At 71.8% G+C, this 24,915-nt stretch carries 25 protein-coding genes and 1 riboswitch; of the genes, 18 read left to right on the top strand and 7 right to left on the bottom strand.

What is annotated here, in order from left to right:
* Nucleotides 1-80 precede the first annotated feature (80 nt).
* A riboswitch (cyclic di-AMP (ydaO/yuaA leader) is annotated at nucleotides 81-248 on the top strand.
* Between the two features lie 13 nt (nucleotides 249-261).
* Nucleotides 262-1,098, top strand: a complete 837-nt coding sequence (locus ABTX18_RS30320) for a M23 family metallopeptidase (RefSeq protein ID WP_352125983.1) — start codon at nucleotides 262-264, stop codon at nucleotides 1,096-1,098.
* Nucleotides 1,099-1,351: 253 nt separating this feature from the next.
* Complete coding sequence (locus ABTX18_RS30315; protein WP_352125982.1) at nucleotides 1,352-2,044, top strand: GntR family transcriptional regulator; 693 nt, start codon at nucleotides 1,352-1,354, stop codon at nucleotides 2,042-2,044.
* Between the two features lie 181 nt (nucleotides 2,045-2,225).
* On the opposite strand, the gene ABTX18_RS30310 is transcribed toward ABTX18_RS30315, so the two are convergent.
* Nucleotides 2,226-2,507, bottom strand: coding sequence for an HPr family phosphocarrier protein (locus ABTX18_RS30310; protein ID WP_136327836.1), 282 nt, complete (start codon nucleotides 2,505-2,507; stop codon nucleotides 2,226-2,228).
* 172 nt (nucleotides 2,508-2,679) lie between these two features.
* On the opposite strand from ABTX18_RS30310, the gene ABTX18_RS30305 reads away from it, so the two are divergent.
* The 5 genes from ABTX18_RS30305 (at nucleotide 2,680) to ABTX18_RS30285 (ending at nucleotide 8,555) form a co-directional block, all read left to right on the top strand.
* The gene (locus tag ABTX18_RS30305; RefSeq protein WP_352125981.1) at nucleotides 2,680-5,568 is read left to right on the top strand and encodes a bifunctional acetate--CoA ligase family protein/GNAT family N-acetyltransferase; all 2,889 of its coding nucleotides are present in this window, start codon (nucleotides 2,680-2,682) and stop codon (nucleotides 5,566-5,568) included.
* Nucleotides 5,569-5,641: 73 nt separating this feature from the next.
* Nucleotides 5,642-6,238 (top strand): DUF5998 family protein, encoded by a 597-nt coding sequence (locus tag ABTX18_RS30300; RefSeq protein WP_352125980.1) that lies wholly within the window; start codon nucleotides 5,642-5,644, stop codon nucleotides 6,236-6,238.
* Nucleotides 6,238-7,425 (top strand): alkaline phosphatase family protein, encoded by a 1,188-nt coding sequence (locus ABTX18_RS30295; RefSeq protein WP_352125979.1) that lies wholly within the window; start codon nucleotides 6,238-6,240, stop codon nucleotides 7,423-7,425. The genes ABTX18_RS30300 and ABTX18_RS30295 overlap by 1 nt, the downstream gene beginning before the upstream one ends.
* A gap of 57 nt (nucleotides 7,426-7,482) precedes the next feature.
* Nucleotides 7,483-8,133 carry a thymidine kinase gene (locus ABTX18_RS30290; protein WP_352125978.1) on the top strand — a complete coding sequence of 217 codons (651 nt, stop codon included), beginning with the start codon at nucleotides 7,483-7,485 and terminating at the stop codon, nucleotides 8,131-8,133.
* Between the two features lie 236 nt (nucleotides 8,134-8,369).
* On the top strand, nucleotides 8,370-8,555 hold the full coding sequence (locus ABTX18_RS30285) for a hypothetical protein (RefSeq protein ID WP_352125977.1): 186 nt from the start codon (nucleotides 8,370-8,372) through the stop codon (nucleotides 8,553-8,555).
* Nucleotides 8,556-8,633: 78 nt separating this feature from the next.
* Here the strand turns inward: ABTX18_RS30285 and ABTX18_RS30280 are convergent, their stop codons facing one another.
* A complete protein-coding gene (locus tag ABTX18_RS30280) occupies nucleotides 8,634-9,410 on the bottom strand; it encodes a VOC family protein (RefSeq protein WP_352125976.1) in 777 nt (258 codons plus the stop codon).
* A gap of 233 nt (nucleotides 9,411-9,643) precedes the next feature.
* Here ABTX18_RS30280 and ABTX18_RS30275 point away from each other — a divergent pair, with 233 nt between their 5' ends.
* Nucleotides 9,644-10,477 carry a sulfurtransferase gene (locus tag ABTX18_RS30275; protein WP_352125975.1) on the top strand — a complete coding sequence of 278 codons (834 nt, stop codon included), beginning with the start codon at nucleotides 9,644-9,646 and terminating at the stop codon, nucleotides 10,475-10,477.
* Nucleotides 10,478-10,579: 102 nt separating this feature from the next.
* Here ABTX18_RS30275 and sepH read toward each other — a convergent pair whose 3' ends face one another.
* Complete coding sequence (gene sepH / locus ABTX18_RS30270; RefSeq protein WP_352125974.1) at nucleotides 10,580-11,644, bottom strand: septation protein SepH; 1,065 nt, start codon at nucleotides 11,642-11,644, stop codon at nucleotides 10,580-10,582.
* Between the two features lie 497 nt (nucleotides 11,645-12,141).
* Here sepH and ABTX18_RS30265 point away from each other — a divergent pair, with 497 nt between their 5' ends.
* Nucleotides 12,142-13,116, top strand: a complete 975-nt coding sequence (locus ABTX18_RS30265) for a hypothetical protein (RefSeq protein WP_352125973.1) — start codon at nucleotides 12,142-12,144, stop codon at nucleotides 13,114-13,116.
* 25 nt (nucleotides 13,117-13,141) lie between these two features.
* Here the strand turns inward: ABTX18_RS30265 and ABTX18_RS30260 are convergent, their stop codons facing one another.
* Together ABTX18_RS30260 and ABTX18_RS30255 are read right to left on the bottom strand one after the other, a co-directional pair.
* Nucleotides 13,142-14,464 (bottom strand): D-arabinono-1,4-lactone oxidase, encoded by a 1,323-nt coding sequence (locus ABTX18_RS30260; RefSeq protein WP_352125972.1) that lies wholly within the window; start codon nucleotides 14,462-14,464, stop codon nucleotides 13,142-13,144.
* Nucleotides 14,421-15,668 carry an MFS transporter gene (locus tag ABTX18_RS30255; RefSeq protein WP_352125971.1) on the bottom strand — a complete coding sequence of 416 codons (1,248 nt, stop codon included), beginning with the start codon at nucleotides 15,666-15,668 and terminating at the stop codon, nucleotides 14,421-14,423. The genes ABTX18_RS30260 and ABTX18_RS30255 overlap by 44 nt, the downstream gene beginning before the upstream one ends.
* 150 nt (nucleotides 15,669-15,818) lie before the next feature.
* On the opposite strand from ABTX18_RS30255, the gene ABTX18_RS30250 reads away from it, so the two are divergent.
* A complete protein-coding gene (locus ABTX18_RS30250) occupies nucleotides 15,819-16,946 on the top strand; it encodes a ferrochelatase (RefSeq protein ID WP_352125970.1) in 1,128 nt (375 codons plus the stop codon).
* A 41-nt stretch (nucleotides 16,947-16,987) separates the two neighbouring features.
* Nucleotides 16,988-17,806: an inositol monophosphatase family protein gene (locus ABTX18_RS30245; protein WP_352125969.1), complete on the top strand. Its 819-nt coding sequence runs from the start codon at nucleotides 16,988-16,990 to the stop codon at nucleotides 17,804-17,806.
* 110 nt (nucleotides 17,807-17,916) lie between these two features.
* On the opposite strand, the gene ABTX18_RS30240 is transcribed toward ABTX18_RS30245, so the two are convergent.
* Nucleotides 17,917-18,090 carry a hypothetical protein gene (locus ABTX18_RS30240; RefSeq protein WP_352125968.1) on the bottom strand — a complete coding sequence of 58 codons (174 nt, stop codon included), beginning with the start codon at nucleotides 18,088-18,090 and terminating at the stop codon, nucleotides 17,917-17,919.
* A 378-nt stretch (nucleotides 18,091-18,468) separates the two neighbouring features.
* Here ABTX18_RS30240 and ABTX18_RS30235 point away from each other — a divergent pair, with 378 nt between their 5' ends.
* From ABTX18_RS30235 to ABTX18_RS30220, 4 genes are all read left to right on the top strand, one after another.
* Nucleotides 18,469-19,122 (top strand): response regulator transcription factor, encoded by a 654-nt coding sequence (locus ABTX18_RS30235; protein ID WP_018551468.1) that lies wholly within the window; start codon nucleotides 18,469-18,471, stop codon nucleotides 19,120-19,122.
* Between the two features lie 5 nt (nucleotides 19,123-19,127).
* The gene (locus ABTX18_RS30230; RefSeq protein ID WP_352125967.1) at nucleotides 19,128-20,363 is read left to right on the top strand and encodes a sensor histidine kinase; all 1,236 of its coding nucleotides are present in this window, start codon (nucleotides 19,128-19,130) and stop codon (nucleotides 20,361-20,363) included.
* A gap of 406 nt (nucleotides 20,364-20,769) precedes the next feature.
* Entirely contained in the window at nucleotides 20,770-21,066 is a 297-nt protein-coding gene (locus tag ABTX18_RS30225; protein WP_352125966.1) for a DUF4193 domain-containing protein, read from the top strand.
* 13 nt (nucleotides 21,067-21,079) lie between these two features.
* Nucleotides 21,080-22,114, top strand: coding sequence for a hypothetical protein (locus ABTX18_RS30220; RefSeq protein ID WP_352125965.1), 1,035 nt, complete (start codon nucleotides 21,080-21,082; stop codon nucleotides 22,112-22,114).
* A 160-nt stretch (nucleotides 22,115-22,274) separates the two neighbouring features.
* Here ABTX18_RS30220 and ABTX18_RS30215 read toward each other — a convergent pair whose 3' ends face one another.
* The gene (locus tag ABTX18_RS30215) at nucleotides 22,275-22,733 is read right to left on the bottom strand and encodes a DUF3093 domain-containing protein (RefSeq protein WP_352125964.1); all 459 of its coding nucleotides are present in this window, start codon (nucleotides 22,731-22,733) and stop codon (nucleotides 22,275-22,277) included.
* Nucleotides 22,734-22,791: 58 nt separating this feature from the next.
* On the opposite strand from ABTX18_RS30215, the gene ABTX18_RS30210 reads away from it, so the two are divergent.
* Genes ABTX18_RS30210 through ABTX18_RS30200 form a run of 3 tightly spaced genes read left to right on the top strand, consistent with a single transcriptional unit; the run spans nucleotide 22,792 to nucleotide 24,675 of the window.
* Nucleotides 22,792-23,376 carry a PaaI family thioesterase gene (locus ABTX18_RS30210; protein WP_352125963.1) on the top strand — a complete coding sequence of 195 codons (585 nt, stop codon included), beginning with the start codon at nucleotides 22,792-22,794 and terminating at the stop codon, nucleotides 23,374-23,376.
* The gene (dut, locus tag ABTX18_RS30205) at nucleotides 23,376-23,909 is read left to right on the top strand and encodes a dUTP diphosphatase (RefSeq protein ID WP_352125962.1); all 534 of its coding nucleotides are present in this window, start codon (nucleotides 23,376-23,378) and stop codon (nucleotides 23,907-23,909) included. The genes ABTX18_RS30210 and dut overlap by 1 nt, the downstream gene beginning before the upstream one ends.
* 1 nt (nucleotide 23,910) lies before the next feature.
* On the top strand, nucleotides 23,911-24,675 hold the full coding sequence (locus ABTX18_RS30200) for a DUF3710 domain-containing protein (protein WP_352125961.1): 765 nt from the start codon (nucleotides 23,911-23,913) through the stop codon (nucleotides 24,673-24,675).
* Nucleotides 24,676-24,915: the final 240 nt, after the last annotated feature.

Raw genomic sequence — 24,915 nt, 5'->3', positions numbered from 1 at the left:
GTCCGTTTGGTGCGGGCAAGCGCCCCCGCCTAGCGTCGGCTCCGCTGTCCGTCACTCGTATGCCGCATCCGCGACGTACCGGGCAGTCATCGCCGAGTCCCCGTCAGGCGCGAGCCCGGGGAGCCGGGGACCCACGCAGTCCCTGGGGTGAATCGGATGCCCGCGCCTCGTACGAGGCGGGTGGATCCGTAGGAGACCTTCCTGCTCCGAACCCGTCAGCTAACCCGGTAGGCGAGAAGGAAGGAAAGGACCAGCCACTTCATGGCGTTCACCCGTGCCTCCGGGAAGCACCGTGCCCCGGGCCGTCTGACGCGCAGCGGCGCGAAGGCCATCGGCATCGCGACCCTGGCCACCACCGGCGTCATCGGCGGACTTGCCTCGCCGGCCCTCGCCGCGGACACCGAGACCCCCGCCGCCGGCGAGACCGGCCTCACCCAGGTCATCGCCATCGAGAACGTGCTCGCCGACCGGATCGAGGCGCAGGCGGACGCGCAGCAGCACCAGGCCGACGTCGCCGAGAAGAAGGCCGAGGCCGAGGCCAAGAAGGCGAAGGCCGCCGCGAAGGCGAAGGCCGACGCCAAAGCCAAGGCCGCCGCGAAGGCCGCCGCGAGGGCGAAGGCCGTCGCCCGCGCCGAGGAGGCCCGTGAGCGCGCCGCCCGCGCCGCGCGCTCCGCCGAACGCGCCCGGCTCGGCGCCTTCCAGCTTCCCGTCGCCGGTTCGTACGTGACCACCGGCTACAAGTCCAGCGGCTCGCTCTGGTCCTCCGGAAGCCACTCCGGCATCGACTTCCACGCCGCGTCCGGGAGCTCCGTCGTCGCCGTCGGCTCGGGCACGGTCGTCGAGGCCGGCTGGGGCGGGGCATACGGCAACAACATCGTGCTGCGGATGACGGACGGCACGTACACCCAGTACGGCCACCTCTCGTCGATCGGCGTGTCCGTCGGCCAGAGCGTCGGCGCCGGACAGCAGATCGGCCTCTCCGGCTCCACCGGCAACTCGACCGGCCCGCACCTCCACTTCGAGGCCCGCACCACACCCTCGTACGGCTCCGACATGGACCCGGTCGCCTACCTGCGCGCCCACGGCGTCTTCGTCTGACCCTCCTGACCCACCCGGAACAGCCGATCCCCGGACAGCCGTTCCGAAGACTCGAAGACCCCGGCATCACGCCGGGGTCTTCGCCGTCTCCGCGTACCGGAGGGCTGCACGCACCGGTGTGCCCGGGTGGCCGGAGACCAAAAGATATTCATGAATTTCCACCCGCCGTCGGAAATGCGACCGCATTGCAATAGAGTCGCAGGGCAGGCGTCGATCGGCCGCGTTTCGCGGGGATTAAGGCGGAGGTTCGGACATGCGCATTCCGGCGCATTCGGTATGCACGGCAATCCGTGAGGACATCGTCCAGGGTGTCTACGAACGCGGCAGCCGACTCACCGAGGAGGTGCTCGCACGCCGGTACGGGGTCTCCCGCGTCCCGGTACGGGAGGCGCTGCGCACCCTGGAATCCGAGGGATTCGTGGTCACCCGCAGGCACGCCGGAGCCTGCGTCGCCGAGCCCACCGAGCAGGAGGCCGCCGACCTCCTGGAGGTCCGGACGCTGCTGGAGCCGCTCGGCGCGGCCCGCGCCGCCCACCGCCGCACGGACGCGCACCTCAAGGTGTTGCGCGGCCTGGTGAGGCTCGGTCAGGAGCGCGCCCGCCGGGGCGAGGGCGAGGACCTGCGCTCCCTGGGTGGCTGGTTCCACGAAACCCTCGCGCAGGCCTCCGGCAGTCCCGGTCTGATCGCGCTGCTCACCCAGCTCCGGCACAAGACCGCCTGGATGTACACGATCGAGCAGCCGGCCCGTCCGGCCGATTCCTGGGCCGAGCATGGAGCGATCGTGGACGCCGTGGCGCGCGGCGACGCGGAGAGGGCGAGGGCGCTGACCGCCCAGCACGCCGAGCGGGCCACCGCCGCGTACCGGCTGCGCCGCCCCGGCCGGCCGGACGCCGCCCGGGTGAGGACTTCGCAACATGTCGTAAACACCCCGAGCGGCCGGCATTAACAATTGCGCCGTATACAAAGAATAGGCATTCCGCAGGGCTTTCTTTTCGCTGCCCGAATTCATTGATGGCGGAGCCGTGCGGTGACGCGAGCGCATGTGTCCGTACGAAAAAGCCGCGGCTCCCCGTCAAGGGTGCCGCGGCTCTCGCGCGGGAATTCCCGCAGTGCGTGACCCGACGGGATCAGACGGTCTCCGGAAGCTCGTCGAGCCCCTCGGCGACCAGCTTGGACAGGCGGTCCAGGGCGGCTTCGGCGTTGTCCGCGTCGGAGGCGAGCACGATCTCCTCGCCGCCCTGCGCGCCGAGACCGAGCACGGCGAGCATGGAGGCCGCGTTCACCGGGTTGCCGTCGGCCTTGGCGATGGTGACGGGGACGCCGGAAGCCGTGGCGGCACGGACGAAGATGGAAGCGGGGCGGGCGTGCAGGCCCTCGGCCCAACCGACGTTGACGCGGCGCTCAGCCATGGTTCTGCCCTTCACGAATCAATGGTTGTCTAGACCAGTCTCTCATGCAGTGCGCGATGCTCCGGCCGACCCGCCGCCCCCTTCCCACCACGCCGCACCGTCGCCCGGCAACCCTCACACTGCCCCCGCCCCGGCACCCACGCGACCGCTGGCGGAGCCGTACGCTTTGGCCATGCAGCCCTCTCCGGAGCAGAGTCCGCATCACGCCTACCCCGATCACTGGGAGGCGGACGTGGTGCTCCGCGACGGCGGCACCGCGCGCATCAGGCCCATCACCACGGACGATGCCGAACGGCTGGTCAGCTTCTACGAGCAGGTCTCCGACGAGTCGAAGTACTACCGCTTCTTCGCCCCCTACCCCCGGCTCTCCGCCAAGGACGTCCACCGCTTCACCCATCACGACTACGTCGACCGGGTGGGGCTGGCCGTCACGGTGGGCGGCGAGTTCATCGCCACCGTCCGCTACGACCGGATCAACGCGCAGGGCAGGCCCGCCACGGCCCCGGCCGACGAGGCCGAGGTCGCCTTCCTCGTCCAGGACGCGCACCAGGGCCGGGGCGTGGCCTCGACCCTGCTCGAGCACATCGCGGCCGTCGCCCGCGAGCGCGGCATCCGCCGCTTCGCGGCCGAGGTGCTGCCCGCCAACAACAAGATGATCAAGGTGTTCCGGGACGCCGGTTACACCCAGCAGCGCAGCTTCGAGGACGGCGCCGTCCACCTCACCCTGGACCTCGAACCGACCGCCGAGTCGCTGGCCGTCCAGCGCGCCCGGGAACAGCGCGCCGAGGCCCGCTCCGTGCAGCGGCTGCTCGCCCCGGGCTCCGTCGCCGTCATCGGCGCGGGCCGCACCCCCGGCGGCGTCGGCCGCACCGTCCTGCGCAACCTCCTGGGCGCCGGCTTCACCGGCCGCGCCTATGCCGTGAACCGCGCCTTCGCCGCCGACCAGGCCACGATCGACGGCGTGCCCGCCCATCGCTCCCTCGGCGAGATCGGTGAATCCGTCGACCTCGCCGTCGTCGCCGTCCCGGCGGAGCGGGTGCCCGAGGCCGTCGCGGACTGCGGAGAACACGGCGTCCAGGGACTCGTCGTCCTGTCCGCCGGGTACGCCGAGTGGGGCGCCGAGGGCCGCGAGCGCCAGCGCGAACTGGTGCGCCAGGCGCGCGCGTACGGCATGCGGATCATCGGCCCGAACGCCTTCGGCATCATCAACAACTCCGAGGCGGTCCGGCTCAACGCCTCCCTCGCGCCCGAGCGGCCCGCCCCCGGGCGCATCGGCCTGTTCACCCAGTCCGGCGCGATCGGCATCGCCCTGCTCTCCGGGCTCTACCGGCGAGGCGCGGGGCTCTCCACCTTCATCTCGGCCGGCAACCGCGCCGACATCTCCGGCAACGACTTCCTGCAGTACTGGTTCGAGGACCCGGACACCGACGTCGCCCTGCTGTACCTGGAGTCGCTCGGCAACCCCCGCAAGTTCACCCGGCTCGCCCGGCGGACCGCGGCCGTGAAGCCGGTGGTCGTGGTGAAGGGTGCCCGGCACAGCGGCTCCACACCCCCCGGTCACGCGGTCCCCGTCAGCCGGATCCCCGACGCGACGGTGTCCGCGCTGATGCGGCAGGCGGGCGTGATCCGCGTCGACACGGTGACGGAGATGGTCGACGCGGGACTGCTCCTGGCCGACCAGCCGCTTCCCGCGGGCGGGCGCGTCGCGATCCTCGGCAACTCGGAGTCGCTCGGGCTGCTCACGTACGACGCCTGCCTGGCGGAGGGGCTGCGACCGCGCCCGCCCATCGACCTCACCACGGCCGCCACCCCTCAGGACTTCCGGGAAGCGCTGGCCGAGGCGCTGGCCGACGGCGGCTGCGACGCGGTCGTCGTGACGGCGATCCCGTGGGTGGGGGAGAACGGCGAGGCGGAGTCGGGGGACGGGGAGGTCCTGGCCACGGCCCTGCACGCGGCGGCCGCGTCCGGCCCCGCCAAGCCGGTGGCCGTGGTCCATGTGGAGATGGGCGGCCTCGCGGAGGCGCTGGCCGCCGCGACCAGCACGGTGGCGCAACAGCGTCCGGCGCCGCCGCCGCCCGCCCTCGCGGTACCGGCACCCCCCGCCACCACTGCCCGTACTGCCGCCGCCACCGAGGCAGCCCCCGAGAACGCTGCCGGAGATGCCCCCGTAGCACCCCGCCCCCTCGGCCGGATCCCCGCCTACCCCGCCGCCGAACGCGCCGTCCGGGCGCTCGCGGAGGCCGTGCGGTACGCCCAGTGGCGACGCGAGACCGCCGTACCGGGGAAGGTGCCCGAGTTCCTCGACGACACCATCGACGAGCCGGCCGCGGCCGCCCTCATCGAGACCCTGCTCGGCCCGGACCCCGATCCGCGCGGCCGGCCACTGGAACACGACGAGGCGCGCGAGCTCCTGGCCCGCTACGGCATCACGGTCCGCCCGACCCTGCCGGCCCCCGGTCCTGAGGAGGCCGTCGCCGCGGCGGCGCGGCTCGGCTACCCGGTGGCGCTGAAGACCACCGCGCCCCATCTGCGTCACCGGGCCGACCTCGGCGGAGTCCGCCTGGACCTCGACGGCGAGGCCGCGCTGCGGCGGGCGTACGGCGAGCTGACCGGCCTGCTCGGCCAGCCCGCCGAGCTCCGGCCCGTCGTGCAGTCGATGGCCCCGCGCGGCGTCGACACCGTCGTACGGGCCACCATCGACCCGGCGGCCGGCGCCGTCCTCTCCTTCGGCCTGGCCGGCGCACCCTCCGAGCTCCTCGGCGACACCGCGCACCGCCTGGTCCCCGCCACCGACCGTGACGCCGCCGAACTGATCCGGTCCATCAAGGCGGCCCCGGTCCTCTTCGGCTGGCGCGGAGCGGCGCCCGTGGACACCGCCGCGCTGGAGGAGCTGCTGCTGCGGGTCTCCCGGCTGGTCGACGACCACCCCGAGGTGGTCTCGCTCTCCTTGGAGCCGGTGGTGGTCGCGACCCACGGGCTGACCGTCCTCGGCGCGAGCGTCCGGCTCTCGCCGCCCCCGGCCCGTACCGACCTCGGCCCCCGCCGTCTGTCCAACTACTGACCCGCCCCGGGCCCGCCCGGCGGGGGCGGCAGGACGTCCCCGGCAGTCATCCGCCCCCCGTAGGATGGTGCGTATGGCAAAGACCGGTACGACGACCAAGGGGCTGCGCGCGGCGATCGAGCGCAGCGGCTACTACCCGGCCCTCGTGGCCGAGGCGGTGGAGGCCGCCGTGGGCGGTGAGCCGGTCGCTTCGTACCTGGTGCACCAGGAGACGACCTTCGACTCCAACGAGGTGCGCAGGCACGTCACGGTGCTGGTGCTCACGGACACCCGCTTCATCGTCAGCCACACCGACGAGCAGAACGCGGACACCAGCTCCCCGACGCCGTACGCGACCACCTCCACGGAATCCGTGAAGCTCGACCGGATCTCCTCGGTCGTGGTCAGCCGCGTCGTGGCCAACCCGGAGAAGTACGTCCCCGGCACGCTGCCCCGCGAGGTCGTCCTGACCATCGGCTGGGGCGCGGTCTCCCGGATCGACCTGGAGCCCGCCGCCTGCGGCGACCCCAACTGCGAGGCCGACCACGGCTACACCGGCAGCTCCACCGCCGACGACCTGAGCCTGCGGGTCAGCGAGGCCGGCGACGGCCCCGACACCGTGCGCCAGACGCTCGCGTTCGCCCAGGCCCTCTCCGAGGCCACGGCCGCGACCGCGGCAGCCGGCCGCTGATGGCCCAGCCGGCCTGGGAAGATCCCGTACTGCTGCCCGTCGACACCGCCCCCGTACCCGAGTACGGCAGCGGCTCGCTGGCCGATCTGCTGCCGACGCTCGTCGCGGGGCAGGGCGTTCCCGGTTTCACAGCGGCGATGCCCGAGCTCACCCCCGCCGACCGCAACTGCGTCTTCCTGATCGACGGCCTCGGCTGGGAGCAGATCAAGGCGCATCCGGACGAGGCGCCGTTCCTCCACTCCCTGCTGCCCACTTCGCGCGGCGGCACCGGCCGCCCGCTCACCGCGGGATTCCCGGCGACCACCGCGACCTCGCTGGCGTCCGTCGGCACCGGGCTTCCGCCGGGCGAGCACGGCCTGTCGGGCTACACGACCCGCAATCCGGAGACCGGCGAGCTGATGAACCAGCTGCGCTGGAAGCCGTGGACCCCGCCCAAGGTCTGGCAGCCGTACCCGACCGTCTTCCAGCTGGCCGACGCCGCCGGCGTGCGTACCGCCCAGGTGTCCGCCCCCACCTTCGAGCAGACCCCGCTGACCAAGGTCGCGCTCAGCGGCGGCTCGTTCCTCGGCCGGCTCGCCGGTGAGGAACGGATGGACGTCGCCGCCGAACGGCTGGCCGCCGGTGACCGGTCCCTCGTCTACACGTACTACAGCGAGGTCGACGGCAAGGGGCACCGCTTCGGTGTCGACTCCGACGCCTGGCGCGGTCAGCTGATGTACGTCGACGGGCTGGCCCGGCGCCTCGCCGAGCAGCTCCCGCCGCGCTCCGCGCTGTACATCACCGCCGACCACGGCATGATCGACATCCCGTTCGACGAGCAGTCCAGGATCGACTTCGACGAGGACTGGGAGCTGCGCGCGGGCGTCGCACTGCTCGGCGGCGAGGGCCGCGCCCGCCATGTCTATGCCGTACCGGGCGCCGAGGCCGATGTGCTGACCGTCTGGCGCGAGGTGCTCGGCGAGCAGTTCTGGGTGGCGAGCCGTGACGAGGCCATCGAGGCGGGCTGGTTCGGCCCGCGGATCGACGAGCGGGTGCGCGGCAGGATCGGCGACGTGGTCGCGGCGGCCCACGACGACGTGGTGATCACCGCGTCGGTCAACGAGCCGCACGAGTCCGCGATGGTCGGCATGCACGGCTCGATGACCCCCGTCGAGCAGCTCGTCCCCCTCCTCGAAGTGCGTACCTAGTCACGCTCGCTCGCGTGCCCACCCCCCCCCGCCCGTCCTGAAAGGTGCTCAACCCCCATGCCCGAGCTTGTGTTCTTCTCCGGAACGATGGACTGCGGAAAGAGCACGCTGGCCCTCCAGATCGGACACAACCGTTCGGCGCGCGGGCTCCAGGGCGTGATCTTCACCCGCGACGACCGGGCGGGAGAGGGCAAGCTGTCCTCCCGGCTGGGCCTGGTCACGGAGGCGGTCGAGGCTTCCGAGGGCATGGACCTGTACGCGCACCTTGTCGGTCAGCTCTCCCAGGGCGGCCGGGTGGACTATGTGATCGTCGACGAGGCGCAGTTCCTCGCTCCGGAACAGATCGACCAGCTGGCCCGTGTCGTCGACGACCTGGGGCTGGACGTCTTCGCGTTCGGCATCACCACGGACTTCCGTACGAGGCTCTTCCCCGGTTCCCAGCGGCTGATCGAGCTCGCCGACCGCATAGAGGCGCTTCAGGTGGAGGCCCTGTGCTGGTGCGGCGCCCGCGCCACCCACAACGCCCGGACGGTTGACGGCGAGATGGTCGTGGAAGGTGAGCAGGTGGTCGTCGGCGACGTGAGCAGCCCCGCCGCGGAGGTCGGCTACGAGGTGCTGTGCCGGCGTCACCACCGTCGCCGTATGACGAGCGCGTCCGTCCATGCCGGCGTGCTCTCGCCGGACGTCCTGCCGGTGGGCTCCGACTGAGGAAGCGGCCGGGGAGGCGCTGAACGGGGTCAGGGCGCCCGTCGCCGCCGCGTGTGCACGCACGGCCGTGCAATGAGATCGCAAAGTGGCACCTGCGCTGCGGACCGCGATGTCATGATCACGCGAGTTTCAGGCCCCCCGCGCGTTCACAATCACCCCCCACGCCACACATCACACGCCGCCCGCCGCACTTGCCACGCGCACGGCGTACCGACAAGTGAGCAGAGGACACCGCCATGAGCGAGCGACCGCAGACCGCAGTCACCAACCCGAACGTGATCTTCCCCGTCCTCTACGCCCTGATCGTCATCGTGGTCGGCGCGCTGGCCGACGGCAAGGTCACGGCCGTCGTCGCCGTGGTGGGCGCCGTGCTGCTGGGGCTCTACTTCGCGTTCGGCCGCCGGGCTCGTACCGGCAGCTGAAGGAGGAGCGGGGCCCCTTCGGGCGACGGGGCCCGGGTGGTGCAGGGGCCGCCCGCTCCGGCCCGGCGGGCGAACGCCTCAGTGCCCCGCCGACCGCACGATCGTGAAAGCCGCGCCCTCCGGGTCCGCGACGGTTGCCATCCTGCCGCCGGCTTCCTCCCTGGGGGGCTGCAGGACGTGTCCGCCGAGCTCCACCACCCGCCGTGCGGCCTCGTCCGTGTCGGCGACCTCGAAGTGCGTCATCCAGTGCGGGCCCCGGTCGCGGGGCAGGGCGTGGCCGACACCGTGCAGCGAGGCCACCGGGCGGCCGTCCAGCTGGAGCGTTTGATAGTCGAAGTCGGCCGAGACGACCGCCTCGGTCCCGTAGCCGAAGACCGCCTGGTAGAACTTGGCGACCGTCGCCGTCTCCCGCGTCACCAGCTCGTTCCAGACCGGAGTGCCCGGTGCGCCGGCCAGCGCGGTGCCCACGTGCGCGGCGGCCTGCCAGATCCCGAACACGGCCCCGCCCGGGTCGGACGCGATGGCCATCCGGCCCGCCTCCCCGGCGTCGAGCGGTCCGACGCCGACGGTGCCGCCGCAGGCGCGGATCGTCTCCGCCGTCACATCGGCGTCGTCGGTGGCCAGATAGGTCGTCCAGGCGACCGGAAGGTGCCGGTCGGGCGGCAACTGTCCGATGCCCGCGACCTCCTGCCCGTCGATCAGGGCCCGGACGTACGGGCCGAGCTGCTCGGGACCGGGGCCGAACTCCCAGCCGAACAGACCGGCGTAGAACTCCTGGGTCGTGTGCAGGCCGTGCACGAGCAGACTCACCCAGCAAGGTGTTCCGGGTGTACGCCGGGCGGCAGCCTCGGTCATCGTCACACTCTCCTCGGACCATCGTGGTGGCCGTAACGGGGAAACGGGGCCGGCGCGCCGTTGTGCGGTACGGGATGTGTACGCCCCGTGCAGATGCTTGCACCACCGGGCGCATGATGCGTCCCGGCCGCGCCGCAATTTCCGTGATCTCGACAGAGGTGGTCCGGTTTGGGGCGGAACATCCGTTTCGGCATTGTGACGCGTGCGCCGGCCTCTGCGCGAAGATGGCAGGCATGAAGCCCATCATCTCCGCATTCGAATACGCGAGCGAGTCGGCGGGGCCGCGGCCCCCCGTCCTCCTGGACGTACGTTGGCAGCTCGGCGGTCCCCACGGGCGGCCCGATTACGAGGCCGGCCACATCCCCGGCGCCGTCTTCGTCGATCTGGAGGCGGAGCTCGCCGGTCCGGCCGGTGAGGGCGGACGCCACCCGCTGCCCGACCCGGTGGAATTCGGTGCCGTGATGCGCCGTGCCGGGATCGGCCGGGACAGCGCGGTGGTCGTCTACGACGGCGGCCAGGGCTGGGCGGCGGCCCGGGCGTGGTGGCTGCTGCGCTGGACGGGTCACCGGGATGTCCGGGTGCTGGACGGCGGTCTCGCGGCCTGGACCGGCGAGCTGTCCAAGGAGATCCCGGATCCGGCGGAGGGGGACTTCGTACCGGTGCCCGGTGCGCTGCCCGTGCTGGACGCGGACGGCGCGGCCGCCCTGGCCCGCTCGGGCCTGCTGCTCGACGCGCGGGCCGCGGAGCGCTACCGGGGTGACGTGGAGCCGATCGACCGGGTGGGCGGCCACATCCCGGGAGCGGTGTCGTCCCCCACGGTGGAGAACGCCGGCGCGGACGGACGGTTCCTCCCCGCCGAGCTGCTGGCCTCCCGGTTCTCCGCGCTGGGCGCCACCGAGGACACCGGGGAGATCGGCGTCTACTGCGGCTCGGGGGTCTCCGGCGCCCACCAGGTGCTGGCACTGGAGATCGCCGGATTCGCGGACGCCGCCCTCTACGCGGGTTCCTGGTCTCACTGGACGCGCGACGAGTCCCGGCCGGTCGCCACCGGCCCCGATCCGCAGTAACGGAGGAGCCGCCGCTCGGCTCCGGCCGCCCCGCCGAAGCACCCGAGGGCCCGTACGCGGCTGCGTACGGGCCCTCGTCACGCTGCTGTCTCCCGGACTCTCTCAGTCCTGCTTCTTACGGCGCGTGCCGAAGACGATCTCGTCCCAGCTCGGCACCGCGGCCCGTCGGCCGGGCCGGACCCCGTCCGCCTCGGCCTGCCGGTCCGTCGTCCCGGTGAGCCGGTCGCGGTGACCCGCGACCGCGCGCGGCATCAGGACGTCCGCGTACGCGGAACCCGCGCCGGCCGAGGCCGCGGGGGCCGGCGGCTCCTCCGCCTCCGGCTCGTGGACGGCGGGTTCGAGCGCCGGGGGCTCGGGCGGTGCGGGCCGCTCCGGTACGACCATGTCGCCGCGGAAGCTCGGTACCGCCTCCAGCAGGCTGGTGAGCGAATCGCGCTCGCTCGCGGTGACCCCGCCGATGCGCTCCTCCGGCTCCGGCGGCGGAGGCGGCGAGGGACGCTCCATCTGCCGGTCGAGGGCGCGGTCCAGCGGCCGGTCGCGCGGCAGCCGGGCGATCCGGGGGACGAACGGGAAACTGGGCTCGGGTGCGGCGACGTCGTCGGTCTCGCCGATCAGCGAGCGGGCCTCGTCGTCGACGGCCTGGACCAGCCGGCGCGGCGGGTCGTAGGTCCAGCTCGCCGAGTGCGGCTCGCCGGCGACCCGGTACACCAGGAGGACCTCCCAGGTGCCGTCGTCGCGGCGCCACGAGTCCCACTGGACGGTTTCCTTGTCGGCGCCGCGCATCAGGAGGCGCTCCTGCACCGCCTCGCCGAGCTGGGGGCCGGTGTTCTCTCCGGGACGGCGTACCGGGGTCTTCCGGGCCCGCTCGGCCATGAAGGCGCGCTCCGCGAGCACGGGGCCCTCGAAACGGCGGACACGGTCGACCGGAATCCCGGCGAACTGAGCGACCTCCTCCGCGGAGGCGCCGGCTCGTATCCGGGCCTGGATGTCGCGGGGACGGAGGTGGCTCTCCACCTCGATCTCGATCTGGCCGAGCCGCGCGCGGTCGTTGCGCACGGCGGCTCGCAGCCGCTCGTCGATCGGAAGTGTGTACTCCGTGCTGTCGGCAGCCTTGAGCACCAGTCGTGTGCCGTCATTGGAGACGGCCACGACACGCAGTTCGGGCATGGGGACCTCCCGGGTGGTGCCTGCCGACGTCACGTGCGTCGCTGCTTCCGCTAGTCGAGTGTGACCTGCCCGGGTGCAGCCTGCCACAACATTGCCGTGTTGCCCGGCGTGTCGGGCGTGAGCCCTTGATCGCCGGTATGACACGGTGACCTCTTGCGCAACGTAAAGTAACCGATCGTCACTCTTCGTAGCTGGCCCCCGTGCGATGCCGCGGCGCCGCCGGATCGAGTGCCTCCTTCGGCCCCCTCCCGAAGGTTCCGGACTTCCGTGCGGGAGTCCGGCCCCAGGGCTCGCCACAGTACTCCATTCGGGCCACGGGGGTGGAACGCCGCGCCGCCGAAGTTCTCGTGCGGCACGGGAGTTGAGATACCCAGTTGGAGACGGGATGCCCGCAATGCGTGTCCTGCTTCACAGAATCACCGCAAACGGAACTATCCGCTTCGCTCGAATGTCCCTACTTGTTGCATGGCGGGAGAGATGTCGATCAAGGGCTGGAAATGGTGCAGAAGCCAGAAAGTGACATACAAACCGGAGAAAAGCGGATAGATCTGAGCCTGCCCCAGGTGGCGGGCAGTGCGATGGCGGCGGTCGCCGCGGCGGTGGCGGCCTCCCAACTGGGCGTGTACGGGACGATTGCCGGCGCCGGGGTGATGAGCATCGTGGCGACGTGCGGCGGCTCGGTCTTCCAGCACTTCTTCCGCCGCACCGGTGAGCAGATCCGCGAGGTGACCGTCCAGGTCAAGCACCCGGGCCGCGAGGCGACGGTGGACGTCGACGCGATGACGGTGCTGCGCACGGCGGGCCTCGACGCCACGACCGTGCTGCGCCCGGTGGAACCGGCAGGCGGCGCCCCGAAGAACCTTGACGCCACGACCGTGCTGCGCAAGGTGAGCGCCGAGCCCGACCGTACCCAGCTGATGGGGGCGCTCGACGGAACCCGGCGGCTCGCGGCGGCGCCGGACGACGCGTTCACGCAGGCGACCACCCACGGCACCCGCGTCCGCGGCTGGAAGCGCTCGGCCGTCGGGGCCGCCGTGGTGTTCGTCGTGTCGATGATGGGGATCACCACGTTCGAGCTGGTCTCCGGCAACGACCTGAGCGGCGGCCGGGGCACCACCGTCGGTTCCGTCGTGCGCGGCGAGCACGGCTCGGGCTCCTCCGGCCCGGCACCGTCCCCGAGCACCGGCCCGCAGCAGGACGCCACAGCGCCCGGCGAGGACGACGGGACGGCTCCCGCCCCCGACCCGGAGGACGGACGGAGCGCGAACCCGGATCAGGACCCGGGCAGCGCCTCCACGGCCGATCCGACGCCCACACCCACCCCTTCGGAATCCGCCGGGGACGGCACGGCTCCGACGCCCGTGCCCAGCCCGACGGCCACCGGCACCGGCTCCGCACCCGACCCGACGGGTACGGGCAGCGCCCCGGCCCAGGAGGACCCCGCACCCGCCGGTACGGACACCGGGGAGTGAGCGGCCACGGCCCGCCGGTACGAGGTCAGTCGCCCAGAATCCGGCGCAGGTAGTCGTTGGCGAAGAGCCGGTCCGGGTCCAGCCGGTCCCGTACGGCGGTGAACTCGCCGAAGCGCGGGTACACCCCGGCCAGGTACTCGGCGTCACGGGTGTTGACCTTGCCCCAGTGCGGGCGGCCGCCGTGCGCGGTCATGATCCGCTCGACCGCCGTGAAGTACGCCTGGTAGGGCGTGCCCCGGTACAGATGGACGGCGATGTACGCGCTCTCCCGGCCCGAGGCCGTGGAGAGCGCGATGTCGTCCGCCGGGGCGGTGCGCACCTCCACCGGGAAGCTGATCCGCAGGGGGGAACGGTCCACCATCGCCTTGACCTCGCGCAGCGCCTGGACGGCGGACGCGCGCGGCAGGGCGTACTCCATCTCCACGAACCGCACCCGGCGCGGGCTGGTGAAGACCTTGTACGGGATGTCGGTGTACGTACGCGCCGACAGGGCCCGGCTGGAGAGCTTGGCGATGGAGGGGATCGTGGCGGGGACCGCCCGGCCGAGCGAGCAGGCCACCTGGAAGACGCCGTTGGAGAGGAGCTCGTCCTCGATCCAGCCGCTGACCTTTCCGGGCGGGGCCGCGGGGCCCGCGCTGCGGTTGTTGCGCTTGGTGTTGCAGTTTCCCGTGTGCGGGAACCAGTAGAACTCGAAGTGTTCGTTCTCCGCCACCAGCTGATCGAAGTCCGCGGTGACCTTGTCGAAGGCCATCGGCTCCTCACGGGCCGTCAGCAGGAAGACCGGTTCCACGGCGAACGTGATCGCCGTGATGACGCCCAGCGCGCCCAGGCCGATCCGGGCCACGGCGAAGACCTCGGGATTCTCCGTCTCCGAACAGGTCATGACCGTGCCGTCCGCGGTGACCAGTTCCAGGGCGCGTATCTGCGCGGATATGGAGGCCGAGTCGCGGCCCGTGCCGTGGGTGCCCGTCGAGGTGGCTCCGGCGACCGTCTGCTCCATGATGTCGCCCATGTTGGTGAGCGAGAGTCCTTCGCGAGCGAGCGCGGCGTTGAGCCGCTTCAGCGGGGTGCCGGCCTCGACGGTGACCGTCATCGCCGCACGGTCGATCTCACGGATGCCGGTGAGCAGATCGGGGCGGATCAGCAGCCCGTCGGTGGCCGCGGTCGCCGTGAACGAGTGGCCGGTCCCGACGGGCTTCACCTTCAGCCCGTCCTCGGACGCCCTGCGCAGCGCCTCGGCGAGTTCGCCGACCGAGGCGGGGGACACGGCGCGCACCGGACGGGCGGTGACGTTCCCCGCCCAGTTACGCCACGTGCTCGTCGTCGTCCGTGCGTAGGTGTCGGTCATCTTCCCCGCGCCCTTCCCTAGGAACCGGCCCGGTGAGCCGGCGGTACCCCAGGAACGCCACCGCGGCCGCGAGCGCTCCCGCCACGGCGGGCACCGCGTACCCCGCCTTCGCCCCGGACGCGTCGACCACCCAGCCGGCGGCCGAGGAGCCGAGCGCCACGCCTACGGCGAGCCCGGTGCTGGTCCAGGTCATGCCCTCGGTCAGTCTGGTGCGCGGTACGTGCTGTTCGACGAGGGCCATGGTCGTGACCATCGTCGGTGCGATGGCGAGGCCCGCGACAAAGAGCGCCACGGCCAGGAACGGCAGGCTCCCGGCCAGTTGGAGGGGGATCATACTCACGGCCATCGCACACACCCCCACCAGCCACCGGGTGGACGGCCGGCCCTTGAGATGCAGCAGGCCGAACACCGCGCCGGCCACACAGGACCCCAGCGCGTACACCGCCAGCACCAGGCTCGCCGCGGCCTTGTGGCCCTGCTCCTCGGCGAAGGCGACGGTCACCACGTCGACCGCCCCGAAGATGGCCCCGGTCGCCACGAAGGTCACCACGAGCACCTGCAGCCCGCGCGAGCCCAGCGCCGAACCGGTGGCGTGCCGGGCGTGCGGGTGCGGCACCGGTTCCGTGGCCCGCTGGGCCGTCAGCCAGAAGACCCCGACCAGCAGGAACCCGGCGGCCAGCAGCGGGCCGGCCTCCGGGAACCAGGCGGTGGAGAGTCCGATGGAGATGATCGGACCGAAGATGAAGCAGACCTCGTCGACGATCGACTCCCACGCGTACGCGGTGTGCAGCTGCTGCGCCGAGCCGCGGTAGATCTCCGCCCAGCGGGCCCGGACCATCGATCCGACGCTGGGCACGCAGCCCGCCCCCGCCGCGAAGACGAACAGGGTCCAGTCGGGCAGCCGCTGCTGCGCGCAGACCAGCAGCCCGGCCACGGCCGCCAGCGCGACGAGCGTCACCGGGCGCAGTACCCGGCGCTGTCCGTGCCGGTCCACCAGCCTGGACACCTGCGGTCCGACCACGGCGGCCGACATCGCCAGCGTCGCGGAGAGCGCGCCCGCCAGCCCGTACCGGCCGGTCAGCTGGGACACCATGGTCACCACGCCGATCCCCATCATGGACAGCGGCATCCGGCCGAAGAAGCCGGCCGAGGAGAACCCCTTGGAGCCGGGGGCGGCGAAGATCGCGCGGTAGGGACTGGGCAAGGAGGGCTCCGCTACGGCGTGCGTGATCACACGCGTTGTCAGGGGTGAATGTGGCCGATACAGCTTACGATCGCCCGGGCCCGGACGGGCGTGGCCGGGTGGCAGGTGTCGGTGGGAGCCGGGCCGTGGGCGGGTGGCAGGATCGACGGCATGTCCGATCTGCGCGATCCCGCTCCCTACGACGCCCTGCTGCTGCTCTCCTTCGGTGGACCCGAAGGCCCGGACGACGTGGTTCCGTTCCTGGCGAACGTGACCCGCGGCCGGGGCATCCCCGAGGAGCGGCTGAAGGAGGTCGGCAAGCACTACTTCCTCTTCGGCGGCGTCAGCCCGATCAACGCCCAGAACCGGGCGCTGCTCGACGCCCTGCGCAAGGACTTCGCGGAGCACGGGCTGGATCTGCCCGTGTACTGGGGCAACCGCAACTGGGCGCCCTACCTGACCGACGCCCTGCGCGAGATGGTCCGGGCCGGGCACCGCCGCGTCGCCGTCCTGGCGACCAGCGCCTACGCCTCGTACTCCGGCTGCCGGCAGTACCGCGAGAACCTCGCCGAGTCACTGGCCGTGCTGGAGGCCGAGGGGCTGCCCGTGCCGCGTGTCGACAAGCTGCGGCACTACTTCAACCACCCCGGCTTCGTCGAGCCCATGGTGGAGGGCGTCCTCGCCTCGCTGGCCGGGCTGACGCCCGAGGAACGCAAGGGCGCGCACCTCGCGTTCACGACGCACTCCATCCCGACCTCCGCCGCGGACACCTCCGGCCCGCTGGAGGCCCATGGCGACGGCGGTGCGTACGTCGCGGAGCATCTGGACGTGGCCCGGCTGATCGTGGCGGCCGTGGCCGAGCGGACCGGCGTCGCGCACCCCTGGCGGCTCGTCTACCAGTCGCGCAGCGGCGCCCCGCACATCCCGTGGCTGGAACCCGACATCTGCGAGCACCTGGAGACGCTGCACGGTGCCGGTGTCCCCGCCGTGGTGATGGCGCCCATCGGCTTCGTCTCGGACCACATGGAGGTCCTGTACGACCTCGACACGGAGGCCACCGCGAAGGCGGCCGAGCTCGGGCTCACCGTGCGCCGTTCCGCGACGGTGGGCGCCGATCCGCGGTTCGCGGCTGCCGTGCGCGACCTGGTGCTGGAGCGCGCCGCCACCGAACAGGGCCTTGTCCGCGAGCGGTGCGCCCTCGGGAGCCTCGGGGCGAGCCACGACCTGTGCCCGGTGGGCTGCTGCCCGGCCCGGGCGCTCAAGCCGGCCGCCGCGGGGGCCGACAGCCCGTACGCGTAGAACCCGCCGATTCCACCCGTAACCCTCACCCTGGGAGAGCCGTGACCGACCCCCTGCTGCCCGAACTGCTCGACCTCGCCCTGGACGTGGCCCACCGCGCCGGTGCGCTGCTGCGCGACGGCCGCCCCGCCGACCTGGGAGTGGCCGCGACCAAGTCCAGTCCGGTGGATGTCGTCACCGAGATGGACATCGCCGCCGAGCAGCTCATCACCGGTTTTCTGTCCGAGCACCGCCCGCACGACGGCTTCCTGGGCGAGGAGGGTGCCAGCACCGAGGGCAGCAGCGGTGTCCGCTGGGTGATCGACCCGCTCGACGGCACGGTGAACTATCTCTACGGACTGCCCACCTGGGCCGTCTCCGTCGCGGCGGAACGCGACGGCGAGCGGATCGTGGGCGTGGTGGAGGTCCCGATGCGCCAGGAGACCTACCACGCGGTCCTCGGCGGCGGTGCGTACGCAAAGGGCGGGACCTACGGCGAAGGCGCGCGGCTGCGCTGCCGGCCGGCCCCGCCGCTCGACCAGGCGCTCGTGTCGACCGGCTTCAACTACGTCGCCGACGTCCGCGTGCACCAGGCGAACGTGGCACGCGTGCTGATCCCGCGGCTGCGCGACATCCGGCGCGGCGGCTCGGCGGCGATCGATCTCTGCGACGTCGCCGCCGGCCGCCTCGACGGCTACTACGAGCGCGGCCTCCAACCGTGGGACCTCGCCGCCGGTGACCTGATCGCCCGGGAAGCGGGCGCGCTGACGGGCGGCCGCCCCGGACTGCCCGCCGACGGCGGACTGACGGTGGCCGCGGCGCCCGGGGTCTTCGAGCCCCTCCAGGCCCTGCTCGAGGAACTGGGCGCCTGGCACGACTGACAACCGGCCGCCCACGGCCTGCGAGGGGCCCTGAGCGGGCCGTGGACGTGAGCGGAACCGACAAGGCCCGCGGATGCGCATACGGCACCGCGGGGCCCTCTCGTAACGGCTCAGACGCTTGTGGCGCCGATGTGAACACCATGCTCGGCAGCGAGGCGGCGCAGGTCGTCCAGCTCGCCCTGCTCGACGTCCGCGAGGAAGTCGTCGCCCGTCTCACGTGCCTTCGTGAGGTCGGACTCGGTGGTCTGGATGCGTTGCAGCAGACCTGCGGTGAAAGCGTCCATGAAGCGCCCCCTCATCGTGGGTCGGTGGCACGGGGGTGTGCCCGGGTTTCCCTCCGCCGAGGCGGTAGGGCGGGTGATCACGCACACTCCGGGGGATGGAGGTGCCTGTGGCACGCCACATACAAGACGTGATCGCGGGTGTGAATTCGTCCTCCCCTGCCCGGACCTCAGAGAAACCTCAACTGGCCCGGAAATCCTCCGGATTCCCCGAAGCCGCAGGTCGGGCCGCGCCGCCTTACCGCCGGTTTATACGCGTTACGGGCAGGATGGAGCCGCACAGACCGTGCCGGGACGCGGTCCGGATCATGGACCACGGGTCCGTCCGGACGCCCCGCCGGTCCGTGAAGTCCACCGTGAAGTTCTAGGGAAGGAAGCGCCGTGCGCGTACTCGTCGTGGAGGACGAGCAGCTGCTCGCCGATGCGGTGGCCACCGGATTGCGCCGTGAGGCCATGGCCGTCGATGTCGTGTACGACGGCGCCGCGGCCCTGGAGCGCATCGAGGTCAACGACTACGACGTCGTGGTCCTGGACCGGGACCTCCCGCTGGTGCACGGCGACGACGTCTGCCGCCGGATCGTCGAGCTCGGCATGCCGACCCGGGTGCTCATGCTCACCGCGTCCGGGGACGTCAGCGACCGGGTGGAGGGCCTGGAGCTCGGCGCGGACGACTATCTGCCCAAGCCCTTCGCCTTCAGCGAGCTGACCGCGCGGGTCCGGGCGCTCGGCCGGCGTACGACGGTCGCGCTGCCGCCCGTGCTGGAGCGCGCGGGAATCAAGCTCGACCCGAACCGCCGTGAGGTCTTCCGCGGCGACCAGGAGGTGCAGCTCGCTCCGAAGGAGTTCGCGGTGCTGGAGGTCCTGATGCGCAGCGAGGGCGCGGTCGTCTCGGCCGAGCAGCTCCTGGAGAAGGCCTGGGACGAGAACACCGACCCCTTCACCAACGTGGTGCGGGTGACCGTGATGACCCTTCGGCGCAAGCTCGGCGAGCCCCCGGTGATCGTCACGGTGCCCGGCTCCGGCTACCGGATCTGAGGCCGGTGCCCACCGTCCCGCCGCCCGCGTCGGCGCCCCCCAAACCCACCTGGGAGCCCAAGCAGCAGGAGCCCCCGTACCCCTGGCTGCGCCCGACCATCCGGATACGGCTCACGCTGCTGTACGGCGGCATGTTCCTGATCGCCGGCATTCTGCTGCTGTCGATCATCTACATGCTGGCCGCCCAGGCCCTGCATGTGGGCAGCGAACTGCCGTTCAAGATCGTCGACGGTCATGTGTCCAGCGAGGTCTGCAACCTGCTGGGGGAGGGCAGCTCGCCCAGCGCCGTCAACGCGGCGATGAACTCCTGCGTCAACCACCAGCGCCAGCAGGCGCTCGACACGCTCCTCAACCGGTCGCTGCTGGCCCTCGTGGGCCTCAGCGTCATCGCCTTCGCCTTCGGCTACGCCATGGCGGGCCGGGTGCTCTCGCCGCTGGGCCGGATCACCCGCATCGCCCGCAGGGTGGCCGGAACCGATCTGTCCCGCCGCATCGAGCTGGACGGTCCCGACGACGAGTTCAAGGAGCTGGCCGACACCTTCGACGACATGCTGGACCGGCTGGAGCGGGCCTTCACCGCGCAGCAGCGGTTCGTCGGGAACGCCTCGCACGAGCTGCGCACCCCGCTGGCGATCAACCGCACGCTGCTGGAGGTCCACCTCTCCGACCCCGAGGCGCCCCCGGAGCTCCATCAGCTGGGCAAGACGCTGCTGGCCACCAACGAACGCAGTGAGCAGCTCGTGGAGGGCCTGCTGCTGCTGGCCCGCAGCGACAACCAGATCGTCGAGCGAAAGCCCGTCGACCTGGCGGAGGTGGCCTCCCGGGCGCTGGATCAGGCCCGGGGCGAGGCCGAGACCAAGGGCGTGGAGATGCGGGCCGAACTGGCCCCGGCCGTCGTCCAGGGCAACGGCGTCCTGCTGGAGCGGATCGCGCTCAATCTCGTCCAGAACGCGGTGCGCTACAACGTGCCGGAGGAGGGCTGGGTCGAGGTCAGCACCGAGCTGATGCCGGGGCAGGCTCTTATGGTCGTCAGGAACACCGGACCGGTGGTCCCGGCCTACGAGATCGACAACCTCTTCGAGCCCTTCAGGCGGCTCCGTACGGAGCGCACGGGGAGCGACAAGGGGGTCGGGCTCGGCCTGTCGATCGCACGCTCCGTCGCGCGCGCTCACGGAGGCCGTATCATCGCCGAGCCCCGCGAGGGCGGTGGTCTTGTGATGCGCGTCTCACTGCCTGTCTGAGAAGCTGGACAGGGCGAGTAGCGAACGGATTATTTTTGTTCGCTTTGAGCGGAATTTTCGGGACTCGATCCCGGAGGGGCCGTGTGTGATCGATCACAGGAGCGATTTTTCGCCCGTCCACGCTCCGTGATCAGGGATCCCACCGGAAAACCGGCAAAAGTCGGGTTTTCAGGGCCCGATATCACGGGAAGTACACGGGGTGGCGCTGGCGAACAGTGCCTCCGGGACCGTGTACGGTCCCCATCGCCACCCAAGCCGATCACTCTCGAGCGGTCCTTTTGGGTGTCGATTGAGTAACAGACCTTGATGTGAGGCAAAATCTCCGCCTCGGGTCGGGCACAAGTCCGGCCTCTCACGCGTTACGAGCGCTGAGACACCGCAGACACCCAGAGGGGGAGAGCGACAAATGGCAACGGATTACGACACCCCACGCAAGACCGACGACGACGTCGATCAGGACAGCCTTGAAGAGCTCAAGGCTCGCCGGAGCGACAAGTCGGCGTCCGCCGTCGACGTCGACGAGTTCGACGCGAACGAAGGACTGGAGCTGCCCGGCGCAGACCTGTCCAACGAAGAACTCGCCGTAAGGGTCCTGCCCAAGCAGGCCGACGAGTTCACGTGCATGAGCTGCTTCCTCGTGCACCACCGCAGCCAGCTGGCCCGCGAGAAGAACGGCCAGCCGATCTGCCGCGACTGCGACTGAGGTCCGGTCGGCCGTGGCAGGGGACTCACCGTTCCGGAAGCGGCGTTCCCGGCGCAAGGAAGCGCCGGAGGCGCAACAGGGCGGTACAGGCCCGGCAGAGGGCGTAGCAGCGCCTGCCGAGCGGTCCGCCCTGCCACCCACGCCGGGCGAACACGACGACGAGCGAGGCCTCCAGGCCTCGCTCGAAGCAGTCGAAGCAGCTGTCGCGGCCATTGAGGCGGCAGCGGAGGTCGACGCGGCCGACAGGGCCGGACAGGTCGACAGGACGGAGCCCGTGACCGGGGCAGGCCGTCTGAAATCAGTGAAACGGGGCGTACGCAAGGGCGGGGAGAGCGCCAAGGCGGCGATCGGTCATATCGCCGACCTGATCATCGATATCGCTCCCCGCGTCCCTGTGCGCGACCTCGCCACCCTGCGCAAGCAGTTCCCGGGCCTCGGGCCCGACGAGATCGCCGACCGGCTCGTCGCCGGCGCGAGCAGGGCCACCGCGACCGTCGGCGCCGGAATCGGCGCGGCGGCCATGATGCCGGTCCCGCCCGCCATGCTCGCCGAGCTGGCCGCGGAGATCACCGGTGTGGCCGCGATCGAGATGAAGCTCGTCGCGGAGCTGCACGAGGTCTACGGTCTGCGCCCACCGGGCAACATCGGCCAGCGCTCCACCGCCTACCTCACGTCCTGGACGGAGGAGCGCGGGATCGACGTCACCCACCCCACGACGGTCAACGCCGCGCTCGGCGGCCAGATGAAGCGCGAGCTGCGCCAGCAGATCATGAAGCGCACCATCCGCGATCTGCCCAACCTCATCCCGTTCATGATCGGCGCCGCCGTCGGCGCGATGATGAACCGGCGCGACACCAGGAAGCTCGCCGAGCGGGTCAGGAAGGACCTGCGCAAGCGGCAGGTCCCCTGGGGCCACCTGCCGGAGCTGCCGCCGCTGGAGCGCCCCGAGAGCCCGTACCCGGTCCTGACCGAGCACCCGCACGGCGCCGAGGAATCACATGGCGCCGGGGATCCGAAAGACCCCCAGGACCCGAACGAACGACCCTAAGGGCTGTCCCGCAATTCCTGGCGGGCGCGCGACGACAGCTACGGCACCTCGCCGCGTTGTCGAAACGCCCGAATACATCCAGTATGCGGGCGCCTCTCCGCCTTGCGATGCACCGCATCTGACGCCGCGCGCTGATCCACCAGGAATTGCGGGACAGCCCCTAGGCCGGATTCGCCGCCTTCAGGGCCGCCGCCAGCGCCTGCGGCTCACGCGTCGACAGATAGACGTACGGCGTCGGGTCCCCGGGGTCCGTGACCTCCACGCGCACCGCCGTCGGGATGTAGCTGCGCAGCAGCATGAAGGCCCGGGTGTCCGCCTTGTACGAGCGCCAGGCGCGCGCCTCCTCGGCGTCCAGCACCTCGGCCTCACCGAGCGCGGACACGGGGATCCGCGCGTCGCCCGCGACGAGAGCGCCGGCCACCACCCGGATCCGAGCGGAGCCGTACGAACTGACCGCCACCGCCGACAGCACGGTGCCGCCCGCCAGCCCGGCGAGCAGCGGCAGGGTGCCCAGCGGCAGGAGCATCAGCGCACAGGCGACGCCGACCAGGGCGGCGATCAGCCACCACGAACGGGGTGCGGTGAGACGTTCGTCGAACGGCGGGGTGGAAGGCTGCATGGACCCAAGCTTGGCACGGCGCGACCTGCGGGTACCCGCGCGGGTAAGGTCTGCGCCTGTGAGTGGAACATCTGCGGCCCTGAAGCCCCCCGCCGACGCGGTGAAACCGGTCCGGCACCCCGACGCCCCGGCACCCGGCGAGCTGCTCGGCGCGCACTACGAACACTGTTTCGGCTGCGGCGGCGGCCAGTCCCACGGGCTGCACCTCCAGGCGCGGGCCGGCGAGGGCGTCGGCGTCACCGCCGAGTTCACCGTGCAGGCCGCCCACCAGGGCGCCCCGGGCCTCGCCCACGGCGGGGTGCTGGCCACCGCGCTGGACGAGACGCTCGGCTCGCTGAACTGGCTGCTGCGCGTGATCGCGGTGACCGGACGGCTGGAGACGGACTTCGTCCGCCCCGTGCCGGTGGACACCGTGCTGTTCCTGGACGCCGAGATCACCGCCGTGCACGGGCGGAAGATCTACTCCCGCGCGACCGGTCGGATCGGCGGCCCGGACGGGCCCGTGGCGGTCCGTGCCGAGGCCCTGTTCATCGAGGTCAAGGTCGACCACTTCATCGACAACGGCCGCCCGGCCGAGATCCGGGCGGCGATGTCCGACCCCGACCAGGTCAGGCGGGCCCGGGCCTTCGAGGTGAACCCCTGATGCGCCACCCCGTCGACGTCCTCATCCGCCGGATCGACCCCGAGGTGCCGATTCCGGCGTACGGGCATCCGGGCGACGCCGGAGCCGACCTGGTCACCACCGAGGCCGCCGAGCTGGCGCCCGGCGAGCGGGCCGTGCTGCCGACCGGCGTGTCGATCGCCCTGCCGGACGGGTACGCCGCGTTCGTGCACCCCCGCTCGGGCCTCGCCGCCCGCTGCGGAGTCGCCCTCGTGAATGCCCCGGGGACGGTGGATGCCGGGTACCGTGGAGAGATCAAGGTGATCGTCATCAATCTCGACCCGCGCGAGTCCGTGCGGTTCGAGCGGTTCGACCGGATTGCCCAACTGGTCGTGCAGCAGGTCGAGAAGGTGCGCTTCCACGAAGTGTCGGAGCTTCCCGGTTCGGCGCGGGCCGAAGGGGGCTTCGGGTCCACCGGCGGTCATGCCGCCGTTGATGTTGATGGCGTCCGGGGCGGGGTTCCCCAGGGCGGGAACAGCTACGCTTCGGTCGAATCCGACCGGGAAGGAAAGTGACGTGTTCGGACGTCGCAAGAACAGTGGTTCCGCCGATGACACGGCGGACGAAGCGCGCGAGGCCGAGCAGGTCGTCGACGGGCTCGATGACGCCCAGGGCGGATCGCGCCGGACGAACCTTCCGCCGGCGCCGCGGCCCGACGGACCCTGGGACATCGCCGAGGTCTCCCAGCCCGGCGAGGGCCGGGTCGACCTGGGCGGCATCTTCGTGCCCGGTGTCGAGGGCATGGAGCTGCGCGTAGAGGTCGCCGGTGACGCGATCGTCGCCGCCACGGTCGTGCTGCGCGACAGCGCGATCCAGCTGCAGGCCTTCGCCGCCCCCAAGAAGGAGGGCATCTGGGGCGAGGTCCGCGAGGAGATCGCCTCCGGCATCACCCAGCAGGGCGGCATCATCGACGAGGTCGAGGGCCCGCTGGGCTGGGAGCTGCGTGCGCAGGTCCCCGTACAGCTCCCGGACGGGGCGAACGGCGTGCAGATGGTGCGCTTCGTCGGTGTCGACGGCCCGCGCTGGTTCCTGCGCGGAGTGATCTCCGGCCAGGGCGCGGTGCAGCCGGAGGCCGCCGGTCTCCTGGAGACGGTCTTCCGGGACACCGTGGTGGTCCGCGGCGACGGCCCGATGGCCCCGCGCGACCCGATCGTCCTCAAGCTCCCCAACGACGCCCAGATGGTTCCCGAGGGCGTTCAGCAGGAGGAGCAGGAGGGCTCGAAGTTCTCCGGTGGCATGGCGGGCCTCCAGCGTGGCCCCGAGATCACCGAGGTGCGCTGACCCGCACCCCGTAAGCACCGGCCGGTGGCCCTACCCCTTCGCAGGGGCAGGGCCACCGGCCTTTTGCGTGGGCGGTGCGCGCCGTATGGGGCGCGTATCGGGCACGTACAGACGCCGTCAAGGCCGGGCCCGTTCCCGTAAGGAAGCCATCAACGCAGGTCACAAGGGTGCGGGCGGGAGGTTTGCTCAAGAGGTCCGAGAAATCCGCACCTCATCCAGGAGCATCCGATGGCCGATCCG

It is taken from the genome of Streptomyces sp. NPDC096323 (assembly GCF_040302845.1).
Taxonomy (GTDB): domain Bacteria; phylum Actinomycetota; class Actinomycetes; order Streptomycetales; family Streptomycetaceae; genus Streptomyces.
Note: the sequence above shows the minus strand (reverse complement) of the source record. Positions and strands in the feature narration are given on the sequence as shown.

Excerpts from the sequence above, each read along its gene's own strand:
- ABTX18_RS30315 (WP_352125982.1), top strand. The coding sequence starts at position 1,352 with ATGCGCATTCCGGCGCATTCGGTATGCACGGCAATCCGTGAGGACATC.
- ABTX18_RS30250 (WP_352125970.1), top strand. The coding sequence starts at position 15,819 with ATGTCCGATCTGCGCGATCCCGCTCCCTACGACGCCCTGCTGCTGCTC.
- ABTX18_RS30240 (WP_352125968.1), bottom strand. The coding sequence starts at position 18,090 with ATGGACGCTTTCACCGCAGGTCTGCTGCAACGCATCCAGACCACCGAG.
- ABTX18_RS30295 (WP_352125979.1), top strand. The coding sequence starts at position 6,238 with ATGGCCCAGCCGGCCTGGGAAGATCCCGTACTGCTGCCCGTCGACACC.
- dut (WP_352125962.1), top strand. The coding sequence starts at position 23,376 with ATGCGCCACCCCGTCGACGTCCTCATCCGCCGGATCGACCCCGAGGTG.
- ABTX18_RS30290 (WP_352125978.1), top strand. The coding sequence starts at position 7,483 with ATGCCCGAGCTTGTGTTCTTCTCCGGAACGATGGACTGCGGAAAGAGC.
- ABTX18_RS30215 (WP_352125964.1), bottom strand. The coding sequence starts at position 22,733 with ATGCAGCCTTCCACCCCGCCGTTCGACGAACGTCTCACCGCACCCCGT.
- ABTX18_RS30285 (WP_352125977.1), top strand. The coding sequence starts at position 8,370 with ATGAGCGAGCGACCGCAGACCGCAGTCACCAACCCGAACGTGATCTTC.
- ABTX18_RS30310 (WP_136327836.1), bottom strand. The coding sequence starts at position 2,507 with ATGGCTGAGCGCCGCGTCAACGTCGGTTGGGCCGAGGGCCTGCACGCC.
- ABTX18_RS30275 (WP_352125975.1), top strand. The coding sequence starts at position 9,644 with ATGAAGCCCATCATCTCCGCATTCGAATACGCGAGCGAGTCGGCGGGG.
- ABTX18_RS30305 (WP_352125981.1), top strand. The coding sequence starts at position 2,680 with ATGCAGCCCTCTCCGGAGCAGAGTCCGCATCACGCCTACCCCGATCAC.
- ABTX18_RS30280 (WP_352125976.1), bottom strand. The coding sequence starts at position 9,410 with ATGACCGAGGCTGCCGCCCGGCGTACACCCGGAACACCTTGCTGGGTG.
- sepH (WP_352125974.1), bottom strand. The coding sequence starts at position 11,644 with ATGCCCGAACTGCGTGTCGTGGCCGTCTCCAATGACGGCACACGACTG.
- ABTX18_RS30320 (WP_352125983.1), top strand. The coding sequence starts at position 262 with ATGGCGTTCACCCGTGCCTCCGGGAAGCACCGTGCCCCGGGCCGTCTG.
- ABTX18_RS30260 (WP_352125972.1), bottom strand. The coding sequence starts at position 14,464 with ATGACCGACACCTACGCACGGACGACGACGAGCACGTGGCGTAACTGG.
- ABTX18_RS30300 (WP_352125980.1), top strand. The coding sequence starts at position 5,642 with ATGGCAAAGACCGGTACGACGACCAAGGGGCTGCGCGCGGCGATCGAG.
- ABTX18_RS30225 (WP_352125966.1), top strand. The coding sequence starts at position 20,770 with ATGGCAACGGATTACGACACCCCACGCAAGACCGACGACGACGTCGAT.
- ABTX18_RS30265 (WP_352125973.1), top strand. The coding sequence starts at position 12,142 with ATGGTGCAGAAGCCAGAAAGTGACATACAAACCGGAGAAAAGCGGATA.